This window comes from Rhodococcus opacus B4 (genome assembly GCF_000010805.1).
GTDB lineage: Bacteria > Actinomycetota > Actinomycetes > Mycobacteriales > Mycobacteriaceae > Rhodococcus_F > Rhodococcus_F opacus_C.
The window spans coordinates 6562197-6584121 of sequence record NC_012522.1 but is presented as its reverse complement, the minus strand read 5'-3'; the positions used below and the strand labels follow the sequence as shown (position 1 = coordinate 6584121).

Annotated in this window: 21 protein-coding genes; 5 read left to right on the top strand and 16 right to left on the bottom strand. The window is 69.6% G+C overall.

Annotated elements, in window-relative coordinates; translation table 11 throughout:
- The first annotated feature begins 2 nt into the window (after positions 1-2).
- A complete protein-coding gene (locus tag ROP_RS29890; RefSeq protein ID WP_015889755.1) occupies positions 3-1394 on the top strand; it encodes an amino acid permease in 1392 nt (463 codons plus the stop codon).
- A 15-nt stretch (positions 1395-1409) separates the two neighbouring features.
- Here the strand turns inward: ROP_RS29890 and ROP_RS29885 are convergent, their stop codons facing one another.
- The 8 genes from ROP_RS29885 to pruA form a co-directional block, all read right to left on the bottom strand.
- Positions 1410-1820 (bottom strand): DUF1622 domain-containing protein, encoded by a 411-nt coding sequence (locus ROP_RS29885; RefSeq protein WP_015889754.1) that lies wholly within the window; start codon positions 1818-1820, stop codon positions 1410-1412.
- Between the two features lie 67 nt (positions 1821-1887).
- Entirely contained in the window at positions 1888-3534 is a 1647-nt protein-coding gene (locus ROP_RS29880; protein ID WP_015889753.1) for a substrate-binding and VWA domain-containing protein, read from the bottom strand.
- Positions 3535-3677: 143 nt separating this feature from the next.
- Positions 3678-4916 carry a PucR family transcriptional regulator gene (locus ROP_RS29875; protein WP_015889752.1) on the bottom strand — a complete coding sequence of 413 codons (1239 nt, stop codon included), beginning with the start codon at positions 4914-4916 and terminating at the stop codon, positions 3678-3680.
- Positions 4917-5054: 138 nt separating this feature from the next.
- Entirely contained in the window at positions 5055-6095 is a 1041-nt protein-coding gene (locus ROP_RS29870) for an NADP-dependent oxidoreductase (RefSeq protein WP_015889751.1), read from the bottom strand.
- A gap of 52 nt (positions 6096-6147) precedes the next feature.
- Entirely contained in the window at positions 6148-7548 is a 1401-nt protein-coding gene (locus tag ROP_RS29865) for an acyl-CoA synthetase (RefSeq protein WP_015889750.1), read from the bottom strand.
- Positions 7549-7560: 12 nt separating this feature from the next.
- Positions 7561-8220 (bottom strand): rhomboid family intramembrane serine protease, encoded by a 660-nt coding sequence (locus tag ROP_RS29860; protein WP_015889749.1) that lies wholly within the window; start codon positions 8218-8220, stop codon positions 7561-7563.
- A gap of 45 nt (positions 8221-8265) precedes the next feature.
- Positions 8266-9243, bottom strand: coding sequence for a proline dehydrogenase family protein (locus tag ROP_RS29855; protein ID WP_015889748.1), 978 nt, complete (start codon positions 9241-9243; stop codon positions 8266-8268).
- Positions 9240-10880, bottom strand: a complete 1641-nt coding sequence (pruA, locus tag ROP_RS29850; protein ID WP_015889747.1) for an L-glutamate gamma-semialdehyde dehydrogenase — start codon at positions 10878-10880, stop codon at positions 9240-9242. Before pruA ends, ROP_RS29855 begins: the two co-directional genes overlap by 4 nt.
- A 159-nt stretch (positions 10881-11039) precedes the next feature.
- On the opposite strand from pruA, the gene ROP_RS29845 reads away from it, so the two are divergent.
- Entirely contained in the window at positions 11040-11633 is a 594-nt protein-coding gene (locus ROP_RS29845; protein WP_015889746.1) for a hypothetical protein, read from the top strand.
- Between the two features lie 5 nt (positions 11634-11638).
- Here the strand turns inward: ROP_RS29845 and ROP_RS29840 are convergent, their stop codons facing one another.
- The 7 genes from ROP_RS29840 to ROP_RS29810 all read right to left on the bottom strand — a co-directional run bounded on the left by ROP_RS29840 (position 11639) and on the right by ROP_RS29810 (position 18190).
- Entirely contained in the window at positions 11639-12052 is a 414-nt protein-coding gene (locus ROP_RS29840) for a PPOX class F420-dependent oxidoreductase (protein ID WP_015889745.1), read from the bottom strand.
- Positions 12053-12105: 53 nt separating this feature from the next.
- Positions 12106-12984: a hypothetical protein gene (locus tag ROP_RS29835; RefSeq protein ID WP_015889744.1), complete on the bottom strand. Its 879-nt coding sequence runs from the start codon at positions 12982-12984 to the stop codon at positions 12106-12108.
- A gap of 45 nt (positions 12985-13029) precedes the next feature.
- Positions 13030-14130 carry a succinyldiaminopimelate transaminase gene (gene dapC, locus ROP_RS29830; RefSeq protein ID WP_015889743.1) on the bottom strand — a complete coding sequence of 367 codons (1101 nt, stop codon included), beginning with the start codon at positions 14128-14130 and terminating at the stop codon, positions 13030-13032.
- 2 nt (positions 14131-14132) lie between these two features.
- A complete protein-coding gene (gene fdxA, locus ROP_RS29825; RefSeq protein ID WP_005263360.1) occupies positions 14133-14456 on the bottom strand; it encodes a ferredoxin in 324 nt (107 codons plus the stop codon).
- Positions 14457-14564: 108 nt separating this feature from the next.
- The gene (locus ROP_RS29820; RefSeq protein ID WP_015889742.1) at positions 14565-15335 is read right to left on the bottom strand and encodes a hypothetical protein; all 771 of its coding nucleotides are present in this window, start codon (positions 15333-15335) and stop codon (positions 14565-14567) included.
- The gene (locus ROP_RS29815; RefSeq protein WP_043825562.1) at positions 15332-17959 is read right to left on the bottom strand and encodes a bifunctional FO biosynthesis protein CofGH; all 2628 of its coding nucleotides are present in this window, start codon (positions 17957-17959) and stop codon (positions 15332-15334) included. The genes ROP_RS29820 and ROP_RS29815 overlap by 4 nt, the downstream gene beginning before the upstream one ends.
- 45 nt (positions 17960-18004) lie before the next feature.
- Complete coding sequence (locus ROP_RS29810; RefSeq protein WP_015889740.1) at positions 18005-18190, bottom strand: hypothetical protein; 186 nt, start codon at positions 18188-18190, stop codon at positions 18005-18007.
- An 82-nt stretch (positions 18191-18272) separates the two neighbouring features.
- Here ROP_RS29810 and ROP_RS29805 point away from each other — a divergent pair, with 82 nt between their 5' ends.
- Genes ROP_RS29805 through ROP_RS29795 form a run of 3 tightly spaced genes read left to right on the top strand, consistent with a single transcriptional unit; the run spans position 18273 to position 21009 of the window.
- The gene (locus tag ROP_RS29805; protein WP_015889739.1) at positions 18273-18773 is read left to right on the top strand and encodes a PH domain-containing protein; all 501 of its coding nucleotides are present in this window, start codon (positions 18273-18275) and stop codon (positions 18771-18773) included.
- Positions 18770-20311 (top strand): PH domain-containing protein, encoded by a 1542-nt coding sequence (locus ROP_RS29800; RefSeq protein ID WP_015889738.1) that lies wholly within the window; start codon positions 18770-18772, stop codon positions 20309-20311. Before ROP_RS29805 ends, ROP_RS29800 begins: the two co-directional genes overlap by 4 nt.
- A complete protein-coding gene (locus ROP_RS29795) occupies positions 20296-21009 on the top strand; it encodes a uracil-DNA glycosylase (protein WP_015889737.1) in 714 nt (237 codons plus the stop codon). Before ROP_RS29800 ends, ROP_RS29795 begins: the two co-directional genes overlap by 16 nt.
- A gap of 79 nt (positions 21010-21088) precedes the next feature.
- Here the strand turns inward: ROP_RS29795 and ROP_RS29790 are convergent, their stop codons facing one another.
- A complete protein-coding gene (locus ROP_RS29790; protein ID WP_015889736.1) occupies positions 21089-21922 on the bottom strand; it encodes a uroporphyrinogen-III synthase in 834 nt (277 codons plus the stop codon).
- Positions 21923-21925 lie beyond the last annotated feature (3 nt).

The following is a 21925-nucleotide window of genomic DNA, read 5'->3' as shown; positions in this document are numbered from 1 at the left end:
CTGTGACCGGTTCGCGAACGCCCGGCACCACGGCCGATTCGGCCGGCACCCTCGGCCGGGGCCTGAAGGTCCGTCACCTCACGATGATGGGCCTCGGTTCCGCGATCGGTGCCGGACTGTTCCTCGGTACCGGTGTCGGCATCGCGACCGCCGGTCCGGCCGTGCTCGTCTCGTACCTGCTCGCCGGCATCATCGTCGTCTTCGTGATGCGGATGCTCGGCGAGATGGGAGCGGCGATTCCCGCCAGCGGATCCTTCTCGCACTACGCGCGGATCGGCATCGGCGACTGGGCCGGATTCGTGATGGGCTGGCTCTACTGGTTCATGCTGATCATGGTGCTCGGCGCCGAGATCACAGGCGCGGCAGGCATCGTCAGCGGCTGGCTGCCCGGGGTGCCGCAGTGGGTGGTCGCCCTCGTGTTCGTGATCTTCTTCGCGGCCGTCAACCTCGCGAAGGTCAGCAACTTCGGCGAGTTCGAGTTCTGGTTCGCGGCCATCAAGGTCACCGTCATCATCGGGTTCCTGGTGATCGGGGTGCTGCTGGTGTTCGGCCTGCTCCCGGACACCGAACCGGTGGGCACCACCAACCTCTTCGGGCACGGCGGTTTCATGCCGGAGGGCTTCGCCGGTGTGGCCGCGGGACTGCTGGTGGTGGCGTTCGCGTTCGGCGGTATCGAGATCGTGACCATCGCCGCCGCCGAGTCCGAGGACCCGGAGCGGTCGATCGCCGTGGCGGTGCGCAGCGTCGTCTGGCGGATCAGCGTCTTCTACCTCGGGTCGATCTCGATCATGGTCCTCGTCCTTCCCTGGGACTCGTCGGATCTGAAGAGCGGGCCGTTCGTGGCCGTTCTGAACCAGGCGCACATCCCGTACGTGGCCGGGTTCATGGAACTCGTGGTCGTGGTGGCGTTGTTGTCGGCGTTCAACGCCAACATCTACGGCACGTCGCGGATGGCGTACTCGCTGTCCCGGCGCGGCGACGGTCCCGCGTTCATGGCCCGGATCTCGAATTCCGGGGTGCCGCTCAATGCGGTGCTGCTCTCGGTGTTCTTCGGTTTCGTCAGCGTGCTGCTCAACTGGTGGCTGCCGGACGACCTGCTGGGGCTGCTCCTGAACGCCGTCGGTTCGGCGCTGCTCGTCATCTGGATCTTCATCGTCGTCTCCCACCTGAGGCTGCGCCCACGGCTCGAACGCGAGGGCAAGCTGACGGTGCGGATGTGGTTGTTCCCCTGGCTCAGCTACCTCACGCTCGCGATGCTCGCCGGTTTCGTCGTGCTCATGCTCTTCGACACCGACGCCCGCACCCAGCTGATCTCGACGTGCGTGCTGTTCCTCGTCATCGCGGCACTCGGCGTGCTCAACACCCGGCTGCGGAAGCGTTCCCGGACCGTGTGACCCCCTGGCCGGCGCTCACCGGTCGGGCTCCGGACCCGGAGCGGAGGTGCGCGCCGCGTGGGCGAGGACCTGCGGGCCGGTCACCAGTGCCTTCCGCCACGGCGCGACACCGTCGATCTCGATCTCGATCGACAGGCTCAGCACGGTGCGGATCAGCACGATCACACCGAGGACCGCGGCATCGGTCAGCGACGGCGTCGAGGTGACGGTCTTGACGATGTCGGCCGCGACGAGCAGTTCCAGCCCGAGCAGGATCGCGCCCCCGAGCGACTCCCGGAGGGTCTTGAACGCCCGGGCACCGTCACCGGTCCGCTTCCAGGCCCTGACGGCGAGGACGAACGCGAAGACGAACCCGAGAACCATCGACGAGACACCGAGCACTTCGAACAATTCGGTCGCGAACTCGAAGAACCTGACAGTGTCCATGTGAGCGTTCCTGTTCCGGAGGATGTTCGCGGTGGCCGCCGACCCGTTCCACGCATCACGGTAGGCGCTAACTGCGGCCCCGGGCGGCCAACGCGTTGACGAACACGTTGGCGATGTCGGCGGGATCCTTCGCGACGTAGCTCGATCCTCCGGTCACCCGGGAGATCTCGGCGAGCGTGGCCGCGTCGGCGTCGTCGGTGATGCCGATGGTCACGATGATGACGGGCCGGGCCGGGTCCATCTCACGCTCGAGGATGCCGAGGAGCTGTTCCTTCGTGATGGAGTCCGGGTCCTCGTTGGCGCCGTCGGTCAGGATGATCACGCTGTTCACCGCGCGTGGGTCGTAACTGTCCTGCACGGTCCGGAACGCGGCGAGCGTCGTGTCGTAGAGGCCGGTGCCGCCGCCGATCAGCCCCTCGACCTTCCCCGCCTGCTGCGCCATCAGCTCACGCTGCGTGAGCCCGTCGACCACGGTGTCGTAGCGGCGGATCGGGACCAGCTCCTGGTAGTCCTGCGGTCCCCCGCCGAGCCCCTGCGAGAACGCCCACAGCCCCGCGGACACGCTGTCCGGGAACATCGCGTTGCCGGCGAGGGCGGCATCGACGGTGAGATCCATGCGCGACCGGTTGCCGGCCGGGGTCTCCATCGATCCCGACACGTCGATCGCGACGAGCGTGCGGATCGGCAGCGCCATCAACGCCCACCCGCCCAGGGCGTCCTGCAACGGCGACTCGTCGTCGAGCGCGAGCTTGGTGACCCGGCCGACGCCGCGGCCGTCGGCCGGTGGACTCCCGTCCGGTCCGCGGAACCCGTGTTCCGCGAGCACCGCGCGGGCCTCCTCGCCGCCGAGGATCGCGGCGACGGCACGCGCCACCTGGGTGGCCCTGTAGTGCCGGTCCGGGGCGGGCGACGTGACGACGAGCGGGAAGTTCATGAAGTTGCTGCCCGTCGGGGGCACCGTCGCGGCGAGCGTGTGCGCGCCGTCACCGTCGGAGAATTCGAGCACGGACTGTTCGGTGGCGACGGCGACTCCACCGTTGTCGACGACGCCCCGCAGCATCTCCTCGCCGACGGGTTCGTCCGCGGTGCGCGCACTTTCCTCCTGTGCGAGCGGGACCAGCGCCGCCCGCACCGTCCCCGCGGACACGGGGTCGGCCTGGCCCTCGGCGAGCGCCGCGTTGATCGGTGCCTGCGCGACCCCGGTCACGAGGGGGTTGCCCAGCTGGATGTCCTTGATCTGCAGGGCCGCGAGCCACGTCGGCGACGTGGGGGCGTCCTCCGCGCGGGAGGCCAGTACGACGGGCGAGGACGCGACCGATCCCGTCATGACCTCGACCGGTCCGGCCGCAGTGAGTGCCGCCTTGCCCACCCAGGCGCCGCTGTCGGGGATCCACAGATCCGGGGCGTCGGTGCCCTTGCCGAGCCGTCCCGCGATGTCGCCGGACGTCGCGGCGCCGACGGCGATCCTCGCGCAGCCCAGGTCGGTGCTCTTCGCTTCGCCGAGGATGCTGCCCAGGGCGGGCGCGATGCTCGGGTCGGCGGCGAGGGTGTAGTCGGCGACCTGCTCACAGTCGTCCGCCCAGGAGCGCACCGCCTGAACGACGACCACGACGGAGGCCACGAGCCCGATCACGGCGGCAGCGCACACCGCATAGAAGGCGGGTGAGCGCCCCTCCCGCTCCGGCCCCGCGCTCGAATGTCGCCCTCCGGCCATCGCCTGCCCCCTCTAACAGTTCGGTCACGAGACGACCACCGTCACCCCGAACCGAATATGATCCGGCCCACATCGTAGCGAACAGTGCGCTGCTGGACTTTGCGCTGGTGACGGGAATTTCCGAGCCGGCGCGAGCGCACCGGTCAGCGATCGGGTTGCTCGACCTCGAGCCGGCGTGCCACGAGCGCGGCCTGGATTCGCCGTAGCCCGGAGGGCCGGGTCGGATCGCAGCCCGTCAACTGCGCCACCCGCTTGAGCCGGTAGTCCACCGTGTTGGTGTGCAGGTGCATCTGCTTCGCGGTGCGCTGCCGATTCAGATCGTGTCCGATGTGCACCTCGAGCGTCTCGATCAGTTCGGGTGAGCCCTGCAGCGGCTCGAGGAGCCGGGCCAGGTGCGTTCGTCCCGGCCCCGGCCGGGTGAGCTGGTATTCGAGCGCCAGATCGTCCATCTCGTAGAGGCCCGGCTCCAGGGCCAGCTGATGGGCGAGGTCGAGGAGTTCGTGGACCTGGTCCGCCGCCGCGGGGATACCGGCAGTCCGGACCCGCGTCGCCGTGGCGGTGAGGAGAACCCCGGCGGCCGCTCCGATCCGGTCGAGCAGGGAGACCATCCACGCCCGCTCGGGTGAGCCCGGAAGCAACAGTGTTCCGCCGTCCGGGCTCAGCGAACAGAGCGCCACCCCACCCGCGGCGTCCGCCAGCTCGATCTGCAACCGGCGCAGCTTCTGCCGGGCGACGACGGCTTTGCGCCGGTGGGTCACGGCCTCGGTGGGATGCGAGGGAATCGACAGCCCCAGCACCACGTACTCGTCGGCCAGCTCCACTCCCGCATGCCGGGCCGCGGTGGCCGCCTTTCTGCCGCTGAGCAGCGCAGTGACGAGATTGACTGCGGCGCCGTCGCGTTCGCTGTTGACCGCTTCGAGTTCCTCCACGTAGCTGGTCGTGGCGGCGACCGTCACTGATTCGAGGAGGGTGAACATCACCTTCTGGATGACCAGGAGTTCGGGCAGGTCTTCGTCGCGGGCGTTCGAGGCGACGAGGTCGCCGGCCTCGCGGATGCCTTCGTGGAGGATGCGGAGCACGAGTTTCAGCGGGAATCCCTCGCGGGCCCAGCGCGCGGAACTGTTGCGTACCTCCGCGAGGTCCTCGTCCGTCGGGCTGATGCCCTCGTCGAGCATCTGGATGCCGAGACCGAGGCAGACGATCGTGAAATCCATGACATCGCTCTGCAGTTGTTCGCCGGGCAGCGAACCGCACGGGGTGACGTTGTCGGCGAAATGCCGGACCAGTTTCTGCGCGACTGTCAGCGTGTCGCGCAGCGGAGCGGAGGCAGGCCTGCCGTCGACGAGGATCTGCGAACCCGCCCCGGGACTGTGATTCGTCATAGCTCTGACCACTCCCATGTGTGGATGACACCGAACTCCCGCATCATCGACATCACGCAAACATAACGAGGGTCCGCTTCTGTCACAGTTGTATCACGACAGCGCCCTGTCCAGGGCGAATACAGGAGATCCGTTGCGTCAGTTCTCCTCGGCGACCCGGACCACCAGCTTGCCGAAATTGCTGCCCCGGAGGAGCCCGATGAATGCCGCGGGCGCGTTCTCGAGCCCGTCGACGACGTCCTCGCGGTAGGCGAATCGGCCGTCCCGGATCCATCCGGACACGTCGCACTGGAAGTCCGCGTACAACTCGGGGACGAACTCGTTCTGGATGAATCCGCGGATCGTGAGGCTCTTGACGAGCACCCGGCTGAAGAACCCGGGCAGCCGATCCGGTCCCGCGGGAGCCTCCGTGTCGTTGTACTGCGCGATCAGGCCGCACACCGGAACTCGCGCATACAGGTTGAGCAGCGGCAGCACCGCAGCGGCCACGGCGCCGCCGACGTTCTCGAAGTAGACGTCGATCCCGCCGGGGCACGCGGCGCGCAGTTCCTCGGCGAAGTTCGGGGACCGGTGATCGACGGCGGCGTCGAATCCGAGTTCGTCCAGCAGGTAGGCGCACTTCTGCGGTCCGCCGGCGATCCCGACGGCCCGGGCACCCTTCAGTTTCGCGATCTGTCCCACGGCCGAGCCGACCGGACCGCTGGCCGCCGCGACGACCACCGTCTCGCCCGCCTTCGGTTGCCCGATCTTCAACAGGCCGGAGTACGCGGTGAAGCCGGGCATGCCGAGCACTCCGACCGCGGTCGACAACGGCGCGGCGGCGGGGTCGAGTCGGCGGAGCTGGTTGCCGTCGACCACGGCGTGCGACTGCCAGCCCGCGTACCCGAGAACGTAATCACCGGTGGCGAAGTCCGGGTGCCGGGAATCGACGACCTGCCCGACGGTGCCACCGACCATGACCTCGTCGATCTCGACCGGGTCTGCGTACGACTCGGCGGCACTCATCCGGCCGCGCATGTACGGGTCGAGCGACAGGTAGATGACGCGGATCAGCACCTGGCCGTCGGCGGGGCCGGGGAGATTCACCGCCTCGAGCCGGAAGTTGTCGGCGGTGGGCGCGCCGTCCGGCCGGAAGGCGAGGACGATCCGGGGGCTGTGGACGATGCTCTCGACACTCACTGTGCGCCTGCCAATCCGTGTTGGGCCGGTATCGCCCGCCACCTTACCGATTTCAGAACAGCTGCTTCTTCTGCACCTTGCCCATCGCGTTGCGGGGAAGCGACTCGACGACGCGAATCTCGCGGGGCCGCTTGTGCACCGACAGTTCGGTGGCCACGTGCTCGATCAGCGCGGTCTCCGACACGTCGTCCCCCACCACGAACGCCACGAGCCGCTGACCGAGATCCGGGTCGGGGATGCCGACGACCGCCGCCTCCCGCACGCTCGGGTGGCCGAGGAGCGACGTCTCCACCTCGCCCGCCCCGACGCGGAATCCGCCCGATTTGATGAGGTCCGTGGATTCGCGGCCGACGATACGGTGGAACCCGCCCGGATCGATGACGGCGACGTCGCCGGTCTTGAAGAAGCCGTCGTCCGTGAACGATTCGGCGGTCGCGTCGGGCCTGCCGAGGTAGCCGTCGAACAGCATCGGCCCCCGCACCTGCAGACCGCCGATGGATTCGCCGTCGTGGGGGACGTCGCCGCCACGCTCGTCGCGCAACCGGGTCTCGACGCCGCGGAGCGGCACACCGACCCACCCCGGGCGACGCTCGCCGTCGGCCCGGGTGCTGAGCGTGAGCATCGTCTCGCTCATGCCGTACCGCTCGACGAGTGCGAGCCCCGTCAGCTCCTGCACCTTCTCGAACACCGGGACGGGCAGCGGGGCGCTCCCCGACACCAGCAGTCGCGCACCCGACAGCGCCCGCGCCGACTCGGGGTCGTCTGCGATGCGACTCCACACCGTGGGGACACCGAAATACATCGTTCCCCGCGCCGCGGCGTAGGCCGCCGGGGTGGGTTTGACCGTGTGGACGAGCCGGCTGCCGATACGCAACGGTCCCAGTACGCCGAGGATCAGCCCGTGGATGTGGAACAGCGGAAGTCCTTGCACCAGAGTGTCGTTGCCGGTCCACTGCCAGGCGTCCGCGAGGGCGTCGAGGCCGGCGGCGATGGCCTTCCTGCTGATCAGGACCCCCTTCGGCGGTCCCGTGGTGCCGGACGTGTAGAGCACGAACGCGACGGCAGACTCGGGCGGTTCGGGGTAGCTGTGCCACGACCGGGCGTGGACGCGCACCGGAACGACGGGCAGACCCGCCGCGTCCGCCGGCGCCTCACCGAGCCACGCCTGCGCGCCGGAATCGCGCAGGATGTGCTCGAGTTCGGCGGGGCCGGAATCCGGCGGCACCGGCACCGCGGTCACACCGGCGATGAGGCAGCCCACGACGGCGAGCACGGTGGTCGCGGTGGGGGTGGCGAGGATCGCGACCCGATCCGCGCGTGCCACCCGTTCGGCCACGGAGGTCGCCGCACCGAGCACGTCACCGCGCGACAGGGTGGTGTCGCCGATCCGGATGGCGTCGGGAATGTCGTCGCCCCGGGCGACGGCCAGAGGATTCAGAGATCGCAGCAGCACATCGACAGCTTCTCACAGGGTCCGGACGCGGTCGGTCGGGTCTCCCGTCGGGGGACTCACGGTGGCGAGTGCCGCACCCAGCAGCGCCCCGGTCAGGACGGCCAGTCCGTGGGCGTCGTCGACCACCACCAGCAGCACACCGGCGAGCACGATGCCCCCGCTCGCGGCGAGGACCCGCCATTCCTTGGATTGCATCACCACCAGCCCCGCGAACGACGCGGCCAGCGCGAGCGTGGCACCCGAGTTGCCCGCGCCGGGCGACGGGAACAGGAACGCGGTGAACAGGCCGAAGATGATCTGGCTCGCCACGAACAGCAGCACGGCGCGGACTCCACCCCACACCCGCACCGCGAGCGGCGCTAGCCAGGCGAGGACGAGCAGGTTCACCACGGTTCCGGCCACTCCCCCGTCCTGCACCGCGACCGACGTGAAGATCCGCCACCACTGGTGGTCCCGGATCTGGTCGGGGTCACGCTCGAGGGCGTCGAGGACGGCGGGAACGGCGATCTGCAGCAGTGACGGCACGGCGATGAGCAGCCACAGCACCACCGCGGTGCGCGGCGGACGGGTGAGCCGGACCTCGCCGAGGCGGGTCGACGCGAGCATCGTGGCGAGCACGAGGACGACGGCGAAGAGGACCGCACTGGCCCATCCGCCGCCCGAAGTCGTCACCGCGAAACCTTACAACGGCGATCCCCCACGGGAACCGATCGGCGTTCAGTCCCGCGTGACCACCGACCGGAGGAAGAAGCGCAGGTTCGAGGGACGCTCGGCCAGTCGCCGCATGAAGTACGCGTACCACTGGCTTCCGTACGGCACGTATACCCGAACCTGCTTGTCCTCGTTGGCGAGCCGGCGTTGCTCGAGGTCCCGGATCCCGAACAGCATCTGGTGCTCGTAGGCGTCCGCCGCGCGGCCGGTGCGCCCGACCAGCGGTGCCACCGCGTCGATGACGGCGGGATCGTGCGAGGCCACCATCGGATACCCGTCGCCCTCCACGAGAATCGTCAGGCAGCGCAGATACGAGGCGTCCACGGCGGCGCGGTCCTTGAATGCCACCGACTCGGGTTCCCGGTACGCCCCCTTGCAGAGCCGGACCCGCGAGCCGGGGCCTGCGAGTGCGCGGCAGTCGTTCTCGGTGCGACGCAGATACGACTGCACGACGGCACCGAGCCACGGGAAGTCGGTGCGGAGTTCGCGGACGATCGCGAGCGTCGAATCGGTGGTCGTGTGGTCTTCGGCGTCCACGGTCACCCACACCCCGGCGGCCTCGGCGGCGGCGCAGATCGTGCGGGCGTTGGCGGTGGCGATCCGTGTGCCGTCGCCTGCGAGCGCCTGGCCGAGCGCCGACAACTTCATCGACACCTCGAGCCGCCGGACCCCCGATCCCTTGTCCGCTGCTTCCGGCAGGGCACCGAGATCCGCGACGAGCGCCAGATACTCGTCGACCGTCGCCTGCGCGCCCGCCGCGTCACGGGTGTCCTCACCGAGGAAGTCGATCGACACCGACCGGCCCGAATCGAGGATCTCCCGGACGGACGCGAGCGCCGACTCCCGGCTCTCGCCCGCGACGAAGCGGTCGACCAGTTTCCGGGTGACCGGGGCGCCGGTGACCGCCCGCTTGACGCGCGACGACCGGGCCGCCGCGAGGATCGCCGGGCGGAGCGGATTCGCCAGAACCGTCGGCGCCTTCATTCCGATCCCATGTGCGGATATCGGTAATCGGTGGCGGGGACGAACGTCTCCTTGATGGTGCGGGCCGACACCCAGCGCAGCAGGTTGAGTTTGGACCCGGCTTTGTCGTTGGTGCCGGACGCGCGGGCACCGCCGAACGGTTGCTGCCCGACGACGGCACCGGTCGGCTTGTCGTTGACGTAGAAGTTTCCGGCGGTGAACCGCAGCGCCGACGTCGCCTGCTCGACGGCCTGCCGGTCGTCCGCGATCACCGCACCGGTCAGCGCGTACGGGGCCGCCGAATCGACCTTGGCGAGCACGTCGGCGAACGCGTTCGGGCCCGAGTCGTCGTACACGTGCACCGTCAGGATCGGGCCGAAGTACTCGGTGGTCATCGCCTCGTCGGCCGGGTCGTCCGCGAGGAGCACGGTGGGACGGACGAAGTAGCCGACGCTGTCGTCGTACTTGCCGCCGACGGCGATCTCGAGACCCGCCGCACCGCGGGCGCGTTCGATGGCCGCGACGTTCTTGTCGTACGCGCGCCGGTCGATGAGCGCCCCGCCGAAGTTCTCCAGGTCCGTCACGTCCCCGTAGGTGAGGGCGTCGACCTCCGCCGTGAACGTGTCCCGCATCCTCCGCCACAGCGACTTCGGAACGTACGCACGGGAGGCGGCCGAACACTTCTGGCCCTGGTACTCGAAAGCGCCGCGGATCAGCGCCGTCCGCAGCACGTCCTCGTCGGCCGAGGCGTGCGCGACCACGAAGTCCTTGCCGCCGGTCTCCCCGACCAGCCTTGGGTAACCCGCGTATTTCCCGATGTTCGCACCCACCTCGCTCCACAGGTGCTGGAACGTGCGGGTCGAACCCGTGAAGTGGATTCCGGCGAGCCGGGGATCGCTCAGCAGCACCTCCGACACCGCCTGCCCACTGCCGGTGAGCAGATTGATCACCCCCGGGGGCATGCCCGCCGCTTCGAGCAGTTTGATCGTCCAGTACGCGGCGACTGTCTGCGTCGACGACGGCTTCCAGATCACCGTGTTGCCCATCAGCGCGGGCGCGGTCGGCAGATTGCCGGCGATCGCGCTGAAGTTGAACGGCGTGATCGCGTAGACGAAGCCCTCCAGCGGACGGTATTCGAGCCGATTCCACACGCCGGGCGACGAGATCGGCTGATCGGCGAGGATCTGGCGGGCGAAGTGAACGTTGAAGCGCCAGAAGTCGATCAGCTCGCACGGTGCGTCGATCTCCGCCTGCTGGACCGACTTCGACTGCCCGAGCATCGTCGCCGCGGCGAGCGTCTCGCGCCACGGCCCGGACAGCAGGTCGGCGGCCCGCAGGATCACGGCGGCCCGGTCGTCGAACGACAGCGCCCGCCAGTGTGGTGCCGCGGCGGTGGCCGCCTCGATCGCCGCCGATGCGTCGTCGTGGGTGGCGCTGCGCAGCGTGCCGAGCACGGCGGCGTGCCGGTGGGGTTGTACGACGTCGACGCGGTCGCCGTTGCCGTGCCGGTGTTTGCCACCGATCACGTGCGGGATGTCGACGGGATTGGTAGCGATGTCGGTGAGCGCGGATTGCACTCGGGAACGTTCGGGACTGCCCGGCGCGTACGTGTGGACCGGCTCGTTGGTGGGCACCGGAACCTGGGTGATGGCGTCCATGCTGCCTGCCTCCTGCCCTCAGATCGTGTGAGGAACTGTGACCGGGAACCGCGTCCGGGCGGGGACACCCGTCCGAACGGAACCCTCGAGCCCAGGTTAGCGCTGCACGGGGGTGGCCATCCGGTTTTGACGCGCCGACGGGCTGGCTAGCATCGGCGCATGGCCGAACGGAACCGTGTGTCACCCCGATCCGACATCGTCGCGATTCCGCTGCGTGGCCGGTTCATGGGTAATCGGGGCTACCTGCACCGCGGGCACTCCGTGGTACGGAATCATTCCGGCACACGGTGGATCATCTGCGTCACCGACTACCCGGCGCGCACGGTCCCGCAGTGGAGCGAGGGCCATTACACGGTCCTGTTCTTCCACGACGAGGCGGTGGCGCTGGCCGCCGGACACCGGCCGTGCGCCCTCTGCAGGCGCGAGCGGTACAACGACTTTCGTGCCGCGTGGCAGGCGGCGCACGGGGGCGGCCTGCCGAGTGCGGACGAGATGGACGCCCGGTTGCACGGGGAACGACTGGACGGGTCCCGTCAGCGAACACACCGGGCCGCGTGGTCGTCGTTGCCCCGCGGCGCCTTCGTGCTGGTCGACGACCAACCCGCGGTCGTGCTCGACGAGACCGTCGTCCTGTGGTCGGCCGACGGATACGGGACGCCGTCGAACCGGCCGGCAGGCGGCACCGCCACGGTCCTGACGCCGCCGTCCACCGTCGCCGCGCTCGCGGCCGGCTACTCGCCGGACATCGCGTAGTCCGCTCAGACGTCGCGCGCGTTCGAGACGAGTTGGTGGACGTCCTGATCGGTGGCGCCGAGCCCGAAGCTGATGATGCGTTCGGGGCGGATGCGGATGGTCGGGCCACCGAGGCCGTTCGCCCGGGCGGCGGCGTCGTCGAGGGCCTCGGCGCGCCCGCGGATTTCGACGCAGCGGACCCGCCACGGGTCGACGGACGGCACGTCGTCCACGACGAACGCCACCTTCCCGTTGTCGGCGACGTTGCGGAACTTGCGGCTCGACGCCATGTTGTAGCCTTGGATGTCGATCGTGGACGTGTCGGCGTTGTAGTGGAAACCGACTGGGCTGACCTGCAAGGTTCCGCCCGGTTGCACCGTGGCGAGCCGGCCGATGCGCTGTGAGGCCAGGTAGACGAGTTCCTGCTCGGTGAAGGACATGAGGTCAGGTTAGAACCTGAACTGCGCTCGAGGTCAAGGTTCGAGCACTCTTCTCAGCCGAGGTCGTCGAGTGTGCGCCGGGCCTTCTCGACCCGCCGCTCCGCCGCCTCCAGTTCCCGTTCCGCCCGGTGCACCGCCTCCGCCGAGGCCTTCTCCGCGTTCCGGGTGAACTGCCGCTCCTGTTCGGCGTGTTCGAGTTCGGCGCGCAGTTCCTCGATCCGGTGGTCGATCTCGGTCAGCGTGGATCGCGCCCGCCCGAGTTCGGTGTTCGCGTCGTCCAGCGCGCCGCGGATCTCGTCGGCCCCGGACGTGGCATCCGCGAGTTCCGCCTCGGCCGCAGCGCGTTCGGCGTCGAGATCGCGCCCCTTCGACTTCTTCGGCTTTCCGGTGAGGGCTGTGGAGGCGGGTTCGGACTTCGGCGGCTTCGTCGCCGACTTTCCCTGGACGACGGTGAGCCCGGCGGGCCCGAAACCGCTGTAGCTCGCCGCCGTCACCACCCGGCCACGCCGCACCTGCTCGGCGGTGTCGGCATCGGCGAGGGCGGCGTGCAGCGTCTGACCGACATCGCGGAGCGCGTCCTCGCCGACCGTGCGGCCCCGGTCGGCAGCGAGCTCACCGGCCTTACGTGCCAGCGCGCGGACCACCTGCTGACGCTGCGTGTTCAGCCGTCGGAGGTCCGGACCGGACAGGTGCCGCTGCGCATCGCGGAGGGCATCGCCGAGAGCGAGGAGCGCACCGACCTCGTCGGGCAGTTCACGAGCGAGCAGGTTGACGAGCCAGCCGACGACCGTGGGCTTCCGCAGTTTCCCGATCTCGGTGGCCAGAGCGCGGTCCTTGTCGTCCCGCGCCGCAGTCACCCGCGCCGTGCGCGCCTCGACGAACTCACCGGGGTCGAGACCGTACAGTTCGTCGGCGACGTCGTCGAGGGTCACAGCACAATCCTGACACCGAGTCGGCCCGCACCGGGCGGACTCGGGTCAGACCAGTCGTTCCGCTGCGGCCGCGATCCGCTCGTCGTCGGCGGTGAGCGCGATCCGCACGTGGGTGCCGCCGCCGGGACCGTAGAACTCCCCCGGCGCCACGAGGATGCCGCGCTCGGCGAACCACTCGACGGTGTCCCGGCAGGCTTCGCCGCGGGTGGCCCACAGGTACAGCCCGGCTTCGGAGTCGTCGACGGTGAATCCGGCGCCGCGCACCGCTGCGAGGAGGATCTCGCGGCGACGACGGTACCGCTCACGCTGCTCGTTCTCGTGGTCGTCGTCGCTGAGTGCGGCGGTCATCGCCGACTGGATCGGCAACGGCACCATCATGCCCGCGTGCTTGCGGACCTTGAGAAGCTCGGCGACCAACGCCGGGTCACCGGTGACGAAACCCGCGCGGTAGCTCGCGAGATTGGACGTCTTCGACAGCGAGTGCACCGCGAGGAGCCCGGTGAGATCGCCGTCGTTCACCCGCTCGTCGAGGATGGAGAAGGCTTCACCTTCCCACGTCAACCCCAGGTAGCACTCGTCGGACGCCACGATGGCGCCCCGGGTGCGCGCCCAGTCGATCACCTTGCGCAGATGGTCGAGGCCGAGCACCTTGCCGGTGGGATTGGACGGCGAGTTCACGAAGATCAGCGACGCGCTCTCCGGGCCGAGCCGGTTGAGACCGTCGGCGCGGATCACCCGCGCACCCGCGAGGAGCGCACCCACCTCGTACGTGGGGTACGCGAGTTCCGGAATGACCACGAGGTCGCCGGCGCCGAGCCCGAGAAGGCGTGGCAGCCAGGCGATGAGCTCCTTCGTGCCGATCGCGGGCAGCACCGCCGCCGGATCGATGCCGGTGATTCCGTAGCGGCGGCGCAGCGCCTCGACCGCGGCGTTGCGGAGTTCGGCGGTGCCGTGTGTCGTCGGATATCCCGGCACCGCGGCGACGGCGGTCAGCGCCTCCTGGATGATCGGGGCCACCGGATCGACCGGGGTTCCCACCGACAGGTTGACGATGCCACCCGGGTGGGCGAAGGCTTTCGCCTTCGCCGACTCGAGCGAGTCCCACGGAAAGTCGGGAAGTGCTGCGGCTACCGGGATACGAGGCACCTCTAGTCCTCGCCCATGGGGGGCAGCGCCTTGACGAACGGCGGGTCGTAGTCGACCTTGCCCAGCTTCGCCGCTCCGCCGGGGGAACCGAGGTCGTCGAAGAAGTCGACATTCGCGGCGATGTAGCCGTTCCACTGGTCCGGGACGTCGTCTTCGTAGAAGATGGCTTCGACGGGGCAGACGGGTTCGCAGGCGCCGCAGTCCACGCATTCGTCCGGATGGATGTAGAGCATCCGCCCGCCCTCGTAAATGCAGTCGACAGGGCATTCCTCGATACACGCCTTGTCCAGCACATCCACGCACGGTTCAGCAATCGTGTAGGGCACTGCCGCTCTCCCTGCCTTTCTGACACGAGTAAGCACGAGGTACGGGTCGCTTGCACCTCGCGGAAGAAATCATTATCGCCTGCCCGGCGGACCCCTTTGCGGTGAGGGTTACCTGACCCGGCGGATCTCCGCGGGCCGCGACGCCCGGGCCGCGATCCGTGCCTCGGCCTGTTTCACGGCTCTCACCAGCGCACCCCGTTCACCGAGATACCCGGCCACCACACCGACCACCGGGATGTTCCCCAGCAGCGCGTAGGTCCCGCCCGGTTGCGGGCGCTTGTCGAGTTCGTCACTCAGCCCGCGCACCGTGCCCGCGGTGCGCCACAGCGCGCCGATCAGTCCGAACGGGCGCCACACCGAGGCACCGTCCGCTGAACTCGATGTCGGCGTCGCGGCGGCGAGCACGGCGAACGCATCCGCCTCTCGCCGGCAGAGCACGGACGCCAGCAGGTCCACCTGCTCGGACCGGTCGGTGACGCCGTGCTCCCGGGCCACGGCGACGAGCACGACAGCCTGATTCGCGAACCCGAGTACGTCCTGGATCGGGAGCCGGTTGAGGAGCACACCGAACATGCCCGGGGACGCGACCGCGATCGTGTTCAGCGCGCCGATCCGCGTCACCCACCACCGTGCCCGCTCGTCGTCGCTCGCCTTCTCCCACGACGCCGTCCCCGGGAACCGCACGGTGTCGAGCACCCAGGCGATGCCGTCGAGCAGCGCCTCCGCGGCGCCCCGGTCCTCCGCTGTCGGGGTGAAGGTCCGGCCCTTGATGCCGAACGGATCCGTGCGGGCCAGATCGAGCACGGGGTTGATGCCCCGTGCGGCCCGATCCAGGATGCCGACGACCGTGGCGTCGCCCAGCCGATCCGTCTCGCTCATGCGGCCGGCGACCTTCCCTCGCGGCGGGCGTGGGTGGTGGTGCGTTCGCGGGCCGGGCGGCCGATGCCCTCGGCGATGGCCCGCAGCTCTTCGACGGTCTTCTCCGATCCGTGCTCGGACCCCGCCATCCTCGAGATGGTCTCCTCCATCAACGTGCCCCCGAGGTCGTTCGCCCCGCCCTGCAACATCACCTGCGTACCCGTCACCCCCAACTTGACCCAACTGGTCTGAATGTTCGGGATCCGCCCGTGCAACATGATCCGCGCCAACGCATGCACCGCCCGGTTGTCCCGATTCGTCGGACCCGGCCGCGACGCCCCCGCCAGATACAGCGGCGCACTCTGATGCACGAACGGCAACGGCACGAATTCCGTGAACCCCCCGGTCCGATCCTGAATCCCGGACAGCACCCGCAGATGCCCCACCCAATGCCTCGGATTGTCCACGTGCCCGTACATCATCGTCGAACTCGACCGCAACCCCACCTCGTGCGCCGTGGTCACCACCTCCACCCACGTCGCCGTCGGCAACTTGCCCTTCGTCAGCACCCACCGCACCTCGTCGTCGAGGATTTCCGCCGCGGTGCCGGGGATGGTGTCCAGACCGGCCTCCCGCAGCTCCGTCAACCAGTCCCGGATACTCTGCCCACCCCGCGACGCCCCGTTGACGATCTCCATCGGCGAGAACGCGTGCACATGCATCGACGGCACCCGCGCCTTGACCGCCCGCACCAGATCGGCGTACCCGGTCACGGGGAGTTCCGGGTCGATACCGCCCTGCATGCACACCTCCGTCGCCCCCGCGACGTGCGCCTCCCACGCCCGGTCGGCGACCTGGTCGGTGGACAGGGTGAACGCGTCCGCGTCGCCCTTGCGCTGCGCGAACGCGCAGAACCGGCAGCCGGTGTAGCAGATGTTGGTGAAGTTGATGTTCCGGTTCACCACATACGTCACCTCCTCGCCGACCGCATCGATGCGCAGTTGATCGGCCAACGCCACGACCGCCTCGAGCCCCGGGCCGTCCGCGGTCGCCAACGCCAGGTACTCGTCGTCCGACAGGCCGGCCGGGTCGCGTTCGGCGGCCCGCAGCGCGGCGAGGACGTCGGTGTCCACCCGCACCGGGCCGCTGAGTTCGAGGACCTGCTCGCGGACGGTGTCCCAGTCCCCGAACGCGCTGCCCAGGTCGCTGCGGGTGTCGGTGTTACGGCCGGTGGTGTCGATCTCGGTGTTCAGGTCCACCCGGCCCGCCGACTCCCACGACTCGTCCGGTTCCTGCCACGGCAACCCCACCGGCCTGGTCCCGGGTTTCGCCAACCCCGTCTGCGGGTCGGCGAGGGCCTGCACGTGCCCGGTGATCCGCGGATCAATCCACGGCGAGCCGGCCAGCACGAACTGCGGCTGCGCCGCCGTCCGTTCGGTGAGCTCGAACCCGGCCTCCGCGGTGATCTCCGCGAGGGTGTCCAGGTTCGGCCACGGCCGCTCCGGGTTCACATGATCCGGGGTCAGCGGCGAGACGCCACCCCAGTCGTCGACCCCCGCCCCCAACAGCGCGGCGCATTCGGTGGTCGACACCAGGTTCGGTGGCGACTGGATCCGCATCCCCGGGCCCAGCAGCAACCGGGACACCGCGATCGCCGCACGGAATTCCTCGAGCCCCGCGTCCGGGGCATCGCGCATCGCGGTGTCCGGTTTGGCCAGGAAGTTCTGGACGATCACTTCCTGGATGTGCCCGAACGCCTTGTGGGACTTGCGGATCGCCATGATCGACTCGGCCCGCTCCCGCACGGTCTCGCCGATCCCGACCAGGATGCCGGTGGTGAACGGCACACTCAACCGCCCGGCGTCGGTGAGCGTGCGCAACCGTACCGCCGGATCCTTGTCCGGGCTGCCGTAGTGGCACTCACCCTTGTCGGTGAACAACCGGGTGGACGTCGTCTCGAGCATCATGCCCATCGACGGGGCGACCGGCTTGAGGCGGGAGATCTCCTCCCAGCTCATCACACCCGGGTTCAGGTGCGGCAGCAGCCCGGTCTCCTCGAGCACCCGGATCGACATCGCCCGCAGGTAGTCCAGCGTCGAATCGTAGCCCCGCTCGTCCAGCCACTGCTTGGCCTCCGGCCACCGATCCTCGGGACGGTCACCCAACGTGAACAGGGCCTCCTTGCAGCCCAATTCGGCACCCTGCCGGGCGATCTCCAGCACCTCGTCCGGTTCCAGATACGCGCCGCGCCCCTCGGCCCGCAACTTGCCCGGCACCGTGACGAACGTGCAGTAATGGCACTTGTCCCGGCACAACCGGGTCAGCGGGATGAACACCTTCCGCGAATACGTCACCGCCCTAGGCCGGCCCGCCGCCAGCAACCCCGCATCACGAACCTTCGCCGCCGACGCACACAGATCCGCCAGATCCTCGCCACGGGCCTGCAACAACACCGTCGCCTCGTCCACGTTCAGCGTGGCGCCGTCCCGCGCCCGCCGCAACACCCGACGCATGGCGGACGCGGACGGTGCCACTTCCTGCGCCGATGCGCCGGACGGGGGTGCCGCCGGAACACCCGGCATGGGAAGCATCGTGGGCCGGCCGGATTCTTCACCTGAATGGGTCACCCAGCGATCATGCGCCATCGACGACGAGCCGTGCCACCCAGACTCCGCGAGCGGCGGCGATCGCTACCCGCGCGGGTAGTCCTCGTCGACCGGAACCGCCCGGCTCTGCTCGGCCGCGTCTGCCTCGTTCACCTCCAGCGACGACACTTCTTCGACCTCGTCGGAATTGTCGTCGTCGACGGCGATTTCCTGTTCGAGCCGGTCCGCCTCGGGAACCTCCGGAGAATCGGCCGCATCGAATGACGTCATGTCTGCGCTCCTTTCGCTTCGGGGGTCCTCCCACCATAGGTCCGTTCTCGACAGAATGGCGGGGCACGGCCAAAGTAGGGGCATGAGTGTGCCCACCACCGTCACCATGGCGGAGCCGCTGTGGCGGCCGAGCCCCAAAGCCAAGCAGCTGTGGGCAATCAACGCCGCCCTCGTCTGGTTTCCCGTCTTCGTCGTGCAGGTCGTCGCTCTCGTCTTCCACTGGTGGCCCGTGTGGGTCCACGTCACGGTCCTCGCGATCACCGTCGTTCTCGCGATCGTCCACGTCGCCGTCGTCCCGCTCTGGCGGTACCGGGTGCATCGGTGGGAGATCAGCGACACCGCGGTCTACACCCGCAGCGGCTGGTTCACCCAGGAACGGCGCATCGCGCCCATCTCCCGCATCCAGACCGTCGACACCGAACGCGGGCCCGTCGACCGCATGCTGGGGCTCGCGACCGTCACCGTCACGACGGCGTCGTCCGCGGGTGCCGTCAAGATCGCCGCGCTCGATCAGGACACCGCCGACCGCACCGTCGCGCGGCTCACCGAGATCGCGGGCACCAATGTCGGTGACGCCACATGAGTGCGGCACCGGAACCGGGCATCGCTCCGCCGATCGCGCACGGCGAGGCCGCGGTCGCCGCGGAGGAGGAGCAGCCCTGGTTGCGCCTGAACCGCCGGATGCTGCTGGTTCACCCCGTGAACGAGATCGTCAAACTCCTGCCGGTGTTGCTGATTTCGCTGGTGATCGGCACCCAGAGCGGCAACCACGTGTGGAGTCTCGTCGCGATTGTCGTGTTCGTGGTGTTCGGCGTCTCACGGTGGTTCACGACGAGTTACCGCATCGGCCCGGTCCACGTGCAGCTGCGGCAGGGCCTGTTCCGCAAACGCCTGCTGTCGGTCCCGCGCAACCGGATCCGTTCCGTCGACGTGGAGGCGGGGGTGCTGCATCGGCTGCTCGGGCTGTCGATCGTGCGCATCGGCACCGGCCAGCAGGTGGGGTCCAAACCGGACGCGGCGAAATTCGAACTCAACGCGCTCTCGACCGGGCTGGTTCCCGACCTGCGCGCCGCGCTCCTCGCCCGTCAGCCCTCCCCCGAGGTCGAGCACACCGCGGTCACGCAGGAACCTGCGGTGACCGAGATCGGCCACTGGACTCCGGGCTGGGTCCGCTACGCCCCGTTCTCGGTGACCGGGGTGGTGACCATCGCGGCGATCGTCGGACTCGCGTTCCAGTACGGAATCGGCGCGAAGATTGCCCGCTCGTCGACGGTCGCCGAGGGAATCGAATCCGCCGAGCGCGTCGGAATCGCCGTGGCCGTCGTCGTCGGGAGCATCGTCCTCCTGATCGCCGCCAGCGCGCTCGCCTGCGTTCGGTACCTGCTGACCTACGGCAACATGACGCTGACGGACAACGGCCGCACCCTGCACGTCAGCCACGGCCTGTTGAAGACCCGCCAGACCACGCTCGATCGCGCCCGGCTCCGCGGTACGACGCTGAAGGAACCGCTGCTCCTGCGGCTCGCCGGCGGTGCGCGACTGGACGCCGTCATGACCGGCGTCAGCGCCGAGAGGCGCGAATCCTCGCTGCTGCTCCCCCAGGCGCCACGCGCGGAGGCGGAGCGGGTGATGGCCACCGTCATCGGCGACCACCGCCAGGCCGCGGTCCCGCTCACGGCTCACGGCCCGGTCGCCGCACGCCGGCGCTACACCCGGGCGCTGATCCCCGCCGAGATCGCGCTCGCCGTCGCTCTGGTGTTCCTGATCGTCGACCGGCCCGTGTTCTGGGCCGTGTGGGCCGGGATCGTCGCCCTCGCCGTCGGCGGTGTGGCGCTGGCGTGGGATCGGTACCGGGGCCTCGGACATGCGGTGCTGCCCGGATGGTTGATCACCGGCAGCGGCTCCCTCGACCGTGCCCGCGACAGTCTGGAGGCCGACGGCATCATCGGGTGGACCGTCCGCCAGACGTTCTTCCAGCGGCGGGCCGGGGTGGCGACCGTCATCGCCGCGACCCCCGCCGGCACCGGAAAGTACCTGGTGATCGATCTGCCTGCCGACCAGGCGTGGTCGCTCATCGAGTCGGTGACTCCCGGCGGAGGTGACGTGTGGGCGCGGCGCTGACCGATATCGCCGGCCTGGACGCACAGTTGATCGAATGCCGGGCCTGCCCCCGCCTCGTCGAGTGGCGGGAGCAGGTTGCGCGCGAGAAACGCGCCTCGTTCCGCGACGAAACCTATTGGGGCCGGCCTGTTCCCGGATTCGGTCCGGCCGACGCGCCGCTGCTGATCGTCGGTCTCGCCCCCGCCGCGCACGGCGCGAACCGGACCGGGCGCATGTTCACCGGCGATCGCAGCGGCGACTTCCTCTACGCCGCCCTGCACGCCGTGGGTCTGGCGAGCCAGCCCACCGCCACCCACATCGGCGACGGCCTCGAACTGTTCGGCGTCCGGATCACGTCCCCGGTGCACTGTGCGCCGCCCGCGAACAAGCCCACCCCCGAGGAACGCGACAACTGCCGCCGCTGGCTCGACGCCGAACTGCGCATCCTGCAACCCGGCCTGCGGTCGGTGATCGTGCTCGGCGGGTTCGGCTGGCAATCGCTGCTGCCCGTCCTCGACGACGCCGGCTGGGCCGTCCCCCGGCCGCGACCCAAGTTCGGGCACGGTGCGCACGTCGAACTGGCCGGCCCCGAACGTCCCCTGCATCTGTTCGGGTGCTATCACGTCAGCCAGCAGAACACGTTCACCGGCCGGCTCACCCCCGCCATGCTCGAGTCGGTGCTCTCCGACGCCGCACGGGTGGCCGGGCTGAGCGGCTGACGCCCCAGCTCCCCGGACGAACGGGACGCCCGTTCGATCTGACGCAACGGACGTCCCGTTCGTACGGTCGGGAGGACCGTCACCGCCGCTTCGGGAGTTCCTCGATGATGTACTTGGCCAGGCTGCCGAGCCGGGGGCGGGCGGGTTGCATGGTGTCCACGCCGAGGACGGTGAGCGGCGAGGCCGTCACGGCACCGACGCAGACGGGTGCGACGGGACCGTGGAACGCGTGCAGGAGGGCGTCGACCCGGTCGGTGTCTTTCGCGGTGCTGAGCAGCGAGGACACGGCCGGTGCGCTGGTGAAGGTGACGGCGTCGACCTCGGCGCGGATGATCCGGTCGAGCAGCGTCGACAGTGGCTGCTGGTTCTCGGGTCTGATCCACCGGTACACCGACACGGCCGTCGTGTCCGCCCCGGCGCCGGCGAGGGAGACGCTCAGGTCGGTCATCGGCTCCCACTCGGTGATGGTGCCGTGCAACTGGACCGCGACGCGTAGTCCGCGCACGCCCTGGGCCACGAGATGTTCGTGCACTTCCTCGGACGATTCGGTGTCGGGCGACCACTCCTCGCGCAGGCCGGCGCCGCGGACGGCGCCCTTCGCCTTGGGCCCGCGGGTGATGATCCGCGCCGACTGCAGGGCGGTGAGCAGCGCGTCCTCCTCGTCCCAGGCCCGCGCCGCGTCCAGCCACCCCCGGAATCCGACGGCGGTGCTGACCACGAGGAGGTCCGGCGGCGACGCGATGAGATCGGCGGTGCGGGCGCGCAGATCGGAGTCGTCGACGAGCGGAAGCACGTGGATGGCCGGGGTGTGGACGATGGCGGCGCCGTGCCGCTCGAGGAGCGTGATGAACTCGGCTGCCCGGCGTTCGGCGGTGACGGCGATGGTCAGTCCGGAAAGTTCGTCGTTCGACATTCT

Bases quoted from the DNA above. Each gene is read 5' to 3' on its own strand.
- ROP_RS29885 (WP_015889754.1), bottom strand. From the start codon at position 1,820: ATGGACACTGTCAGGTTCTTCGAGTTCGCGACCGAATTGTTCGAAGTG.
- ROP_RS29880 (WP_015889753.1), bottom strand. From the start codon at position 3,534: ATGGCCGGAGGGCGACATTCGAGCGCGGGGCCGGAGCGGGAGGGGCGC.
- ROP_RS29875 (WP_015889752.1), bottom strand. From the start codon at position 4,916: ATGACGAATCACAGTCCCGGGGCGGGTTCGCAGATCCTCGTCGACGGC.
- ROP_RS29855 (WP_015889748.1), bottom strand. From the start codon at position 9,243: ATGAAGGCGCCGACGGTTCTGGCGAATCCGCTCCGCCCGGCGATCCTC.
- pruA (WP_015889747.1), bottom strand. From the start codon at position 10,880: ATGGACGCCATCACCCAGGTTCCGGTGCCCACCAACGAGCCGGTCCAC.
- ROP_RS29845 (WP_015889746.1), top strand. From the start codon at position 11,040: ATGGCCGAACGGAACCGTGTGTCACCCCGATCCGACATCGTCGCGATT.
- ROP_RS29840 (WP_015889745.1), bottom strand. From the start codon at position 12,052: ATGTCCTTCACCGAGCAGGAACTCGTCTACCTGGCCTCACAGCGCATC.
- ROP_RS29820 (WP_015889742.1), bottom strand. From the start codon at position 15,335: ATGAGCGAGACGGATCGGCTGGGCGACGCCACGGTCGTCGGCATCCTG.
- ROP_RS29815 (WP_043825562.1), bottom strand. From the start codon at position 17,959: ATGGCGCATGATCGCTGGGTGACCCATTCAGGTGAAGAATCCGGCCGG.
- ROP_RS29810 (WP_015889740.1), bottom strand. From the start codon at position 18,190: ATGACGTCATTCGATGCGGCCGATTCTCCGGAGGTTCCCGAGGCGGAC.
- ROP_RS29805 (WP_015889739.1), top strand. From the start codon at position 18,273: ATGAGTGTGCCCACCACCGTCACCATGGCGGAGCCGCTGTGGCGGCCG.
- ROP_RS29800 (WP_015889738.1), top strand. From the start codon at position 18,770: ATGAGTGCGGCACCGGAACCGGGCATCGCTCCGCCGATCGCGCACGGC.
- ROP_RS29790 (WP_015889736.1), bottom strand. From the start codon at position 21,922: ATGTCGAACGACGAACTTTCCGGACTGACCATCGCCGTCACCGCCGAA.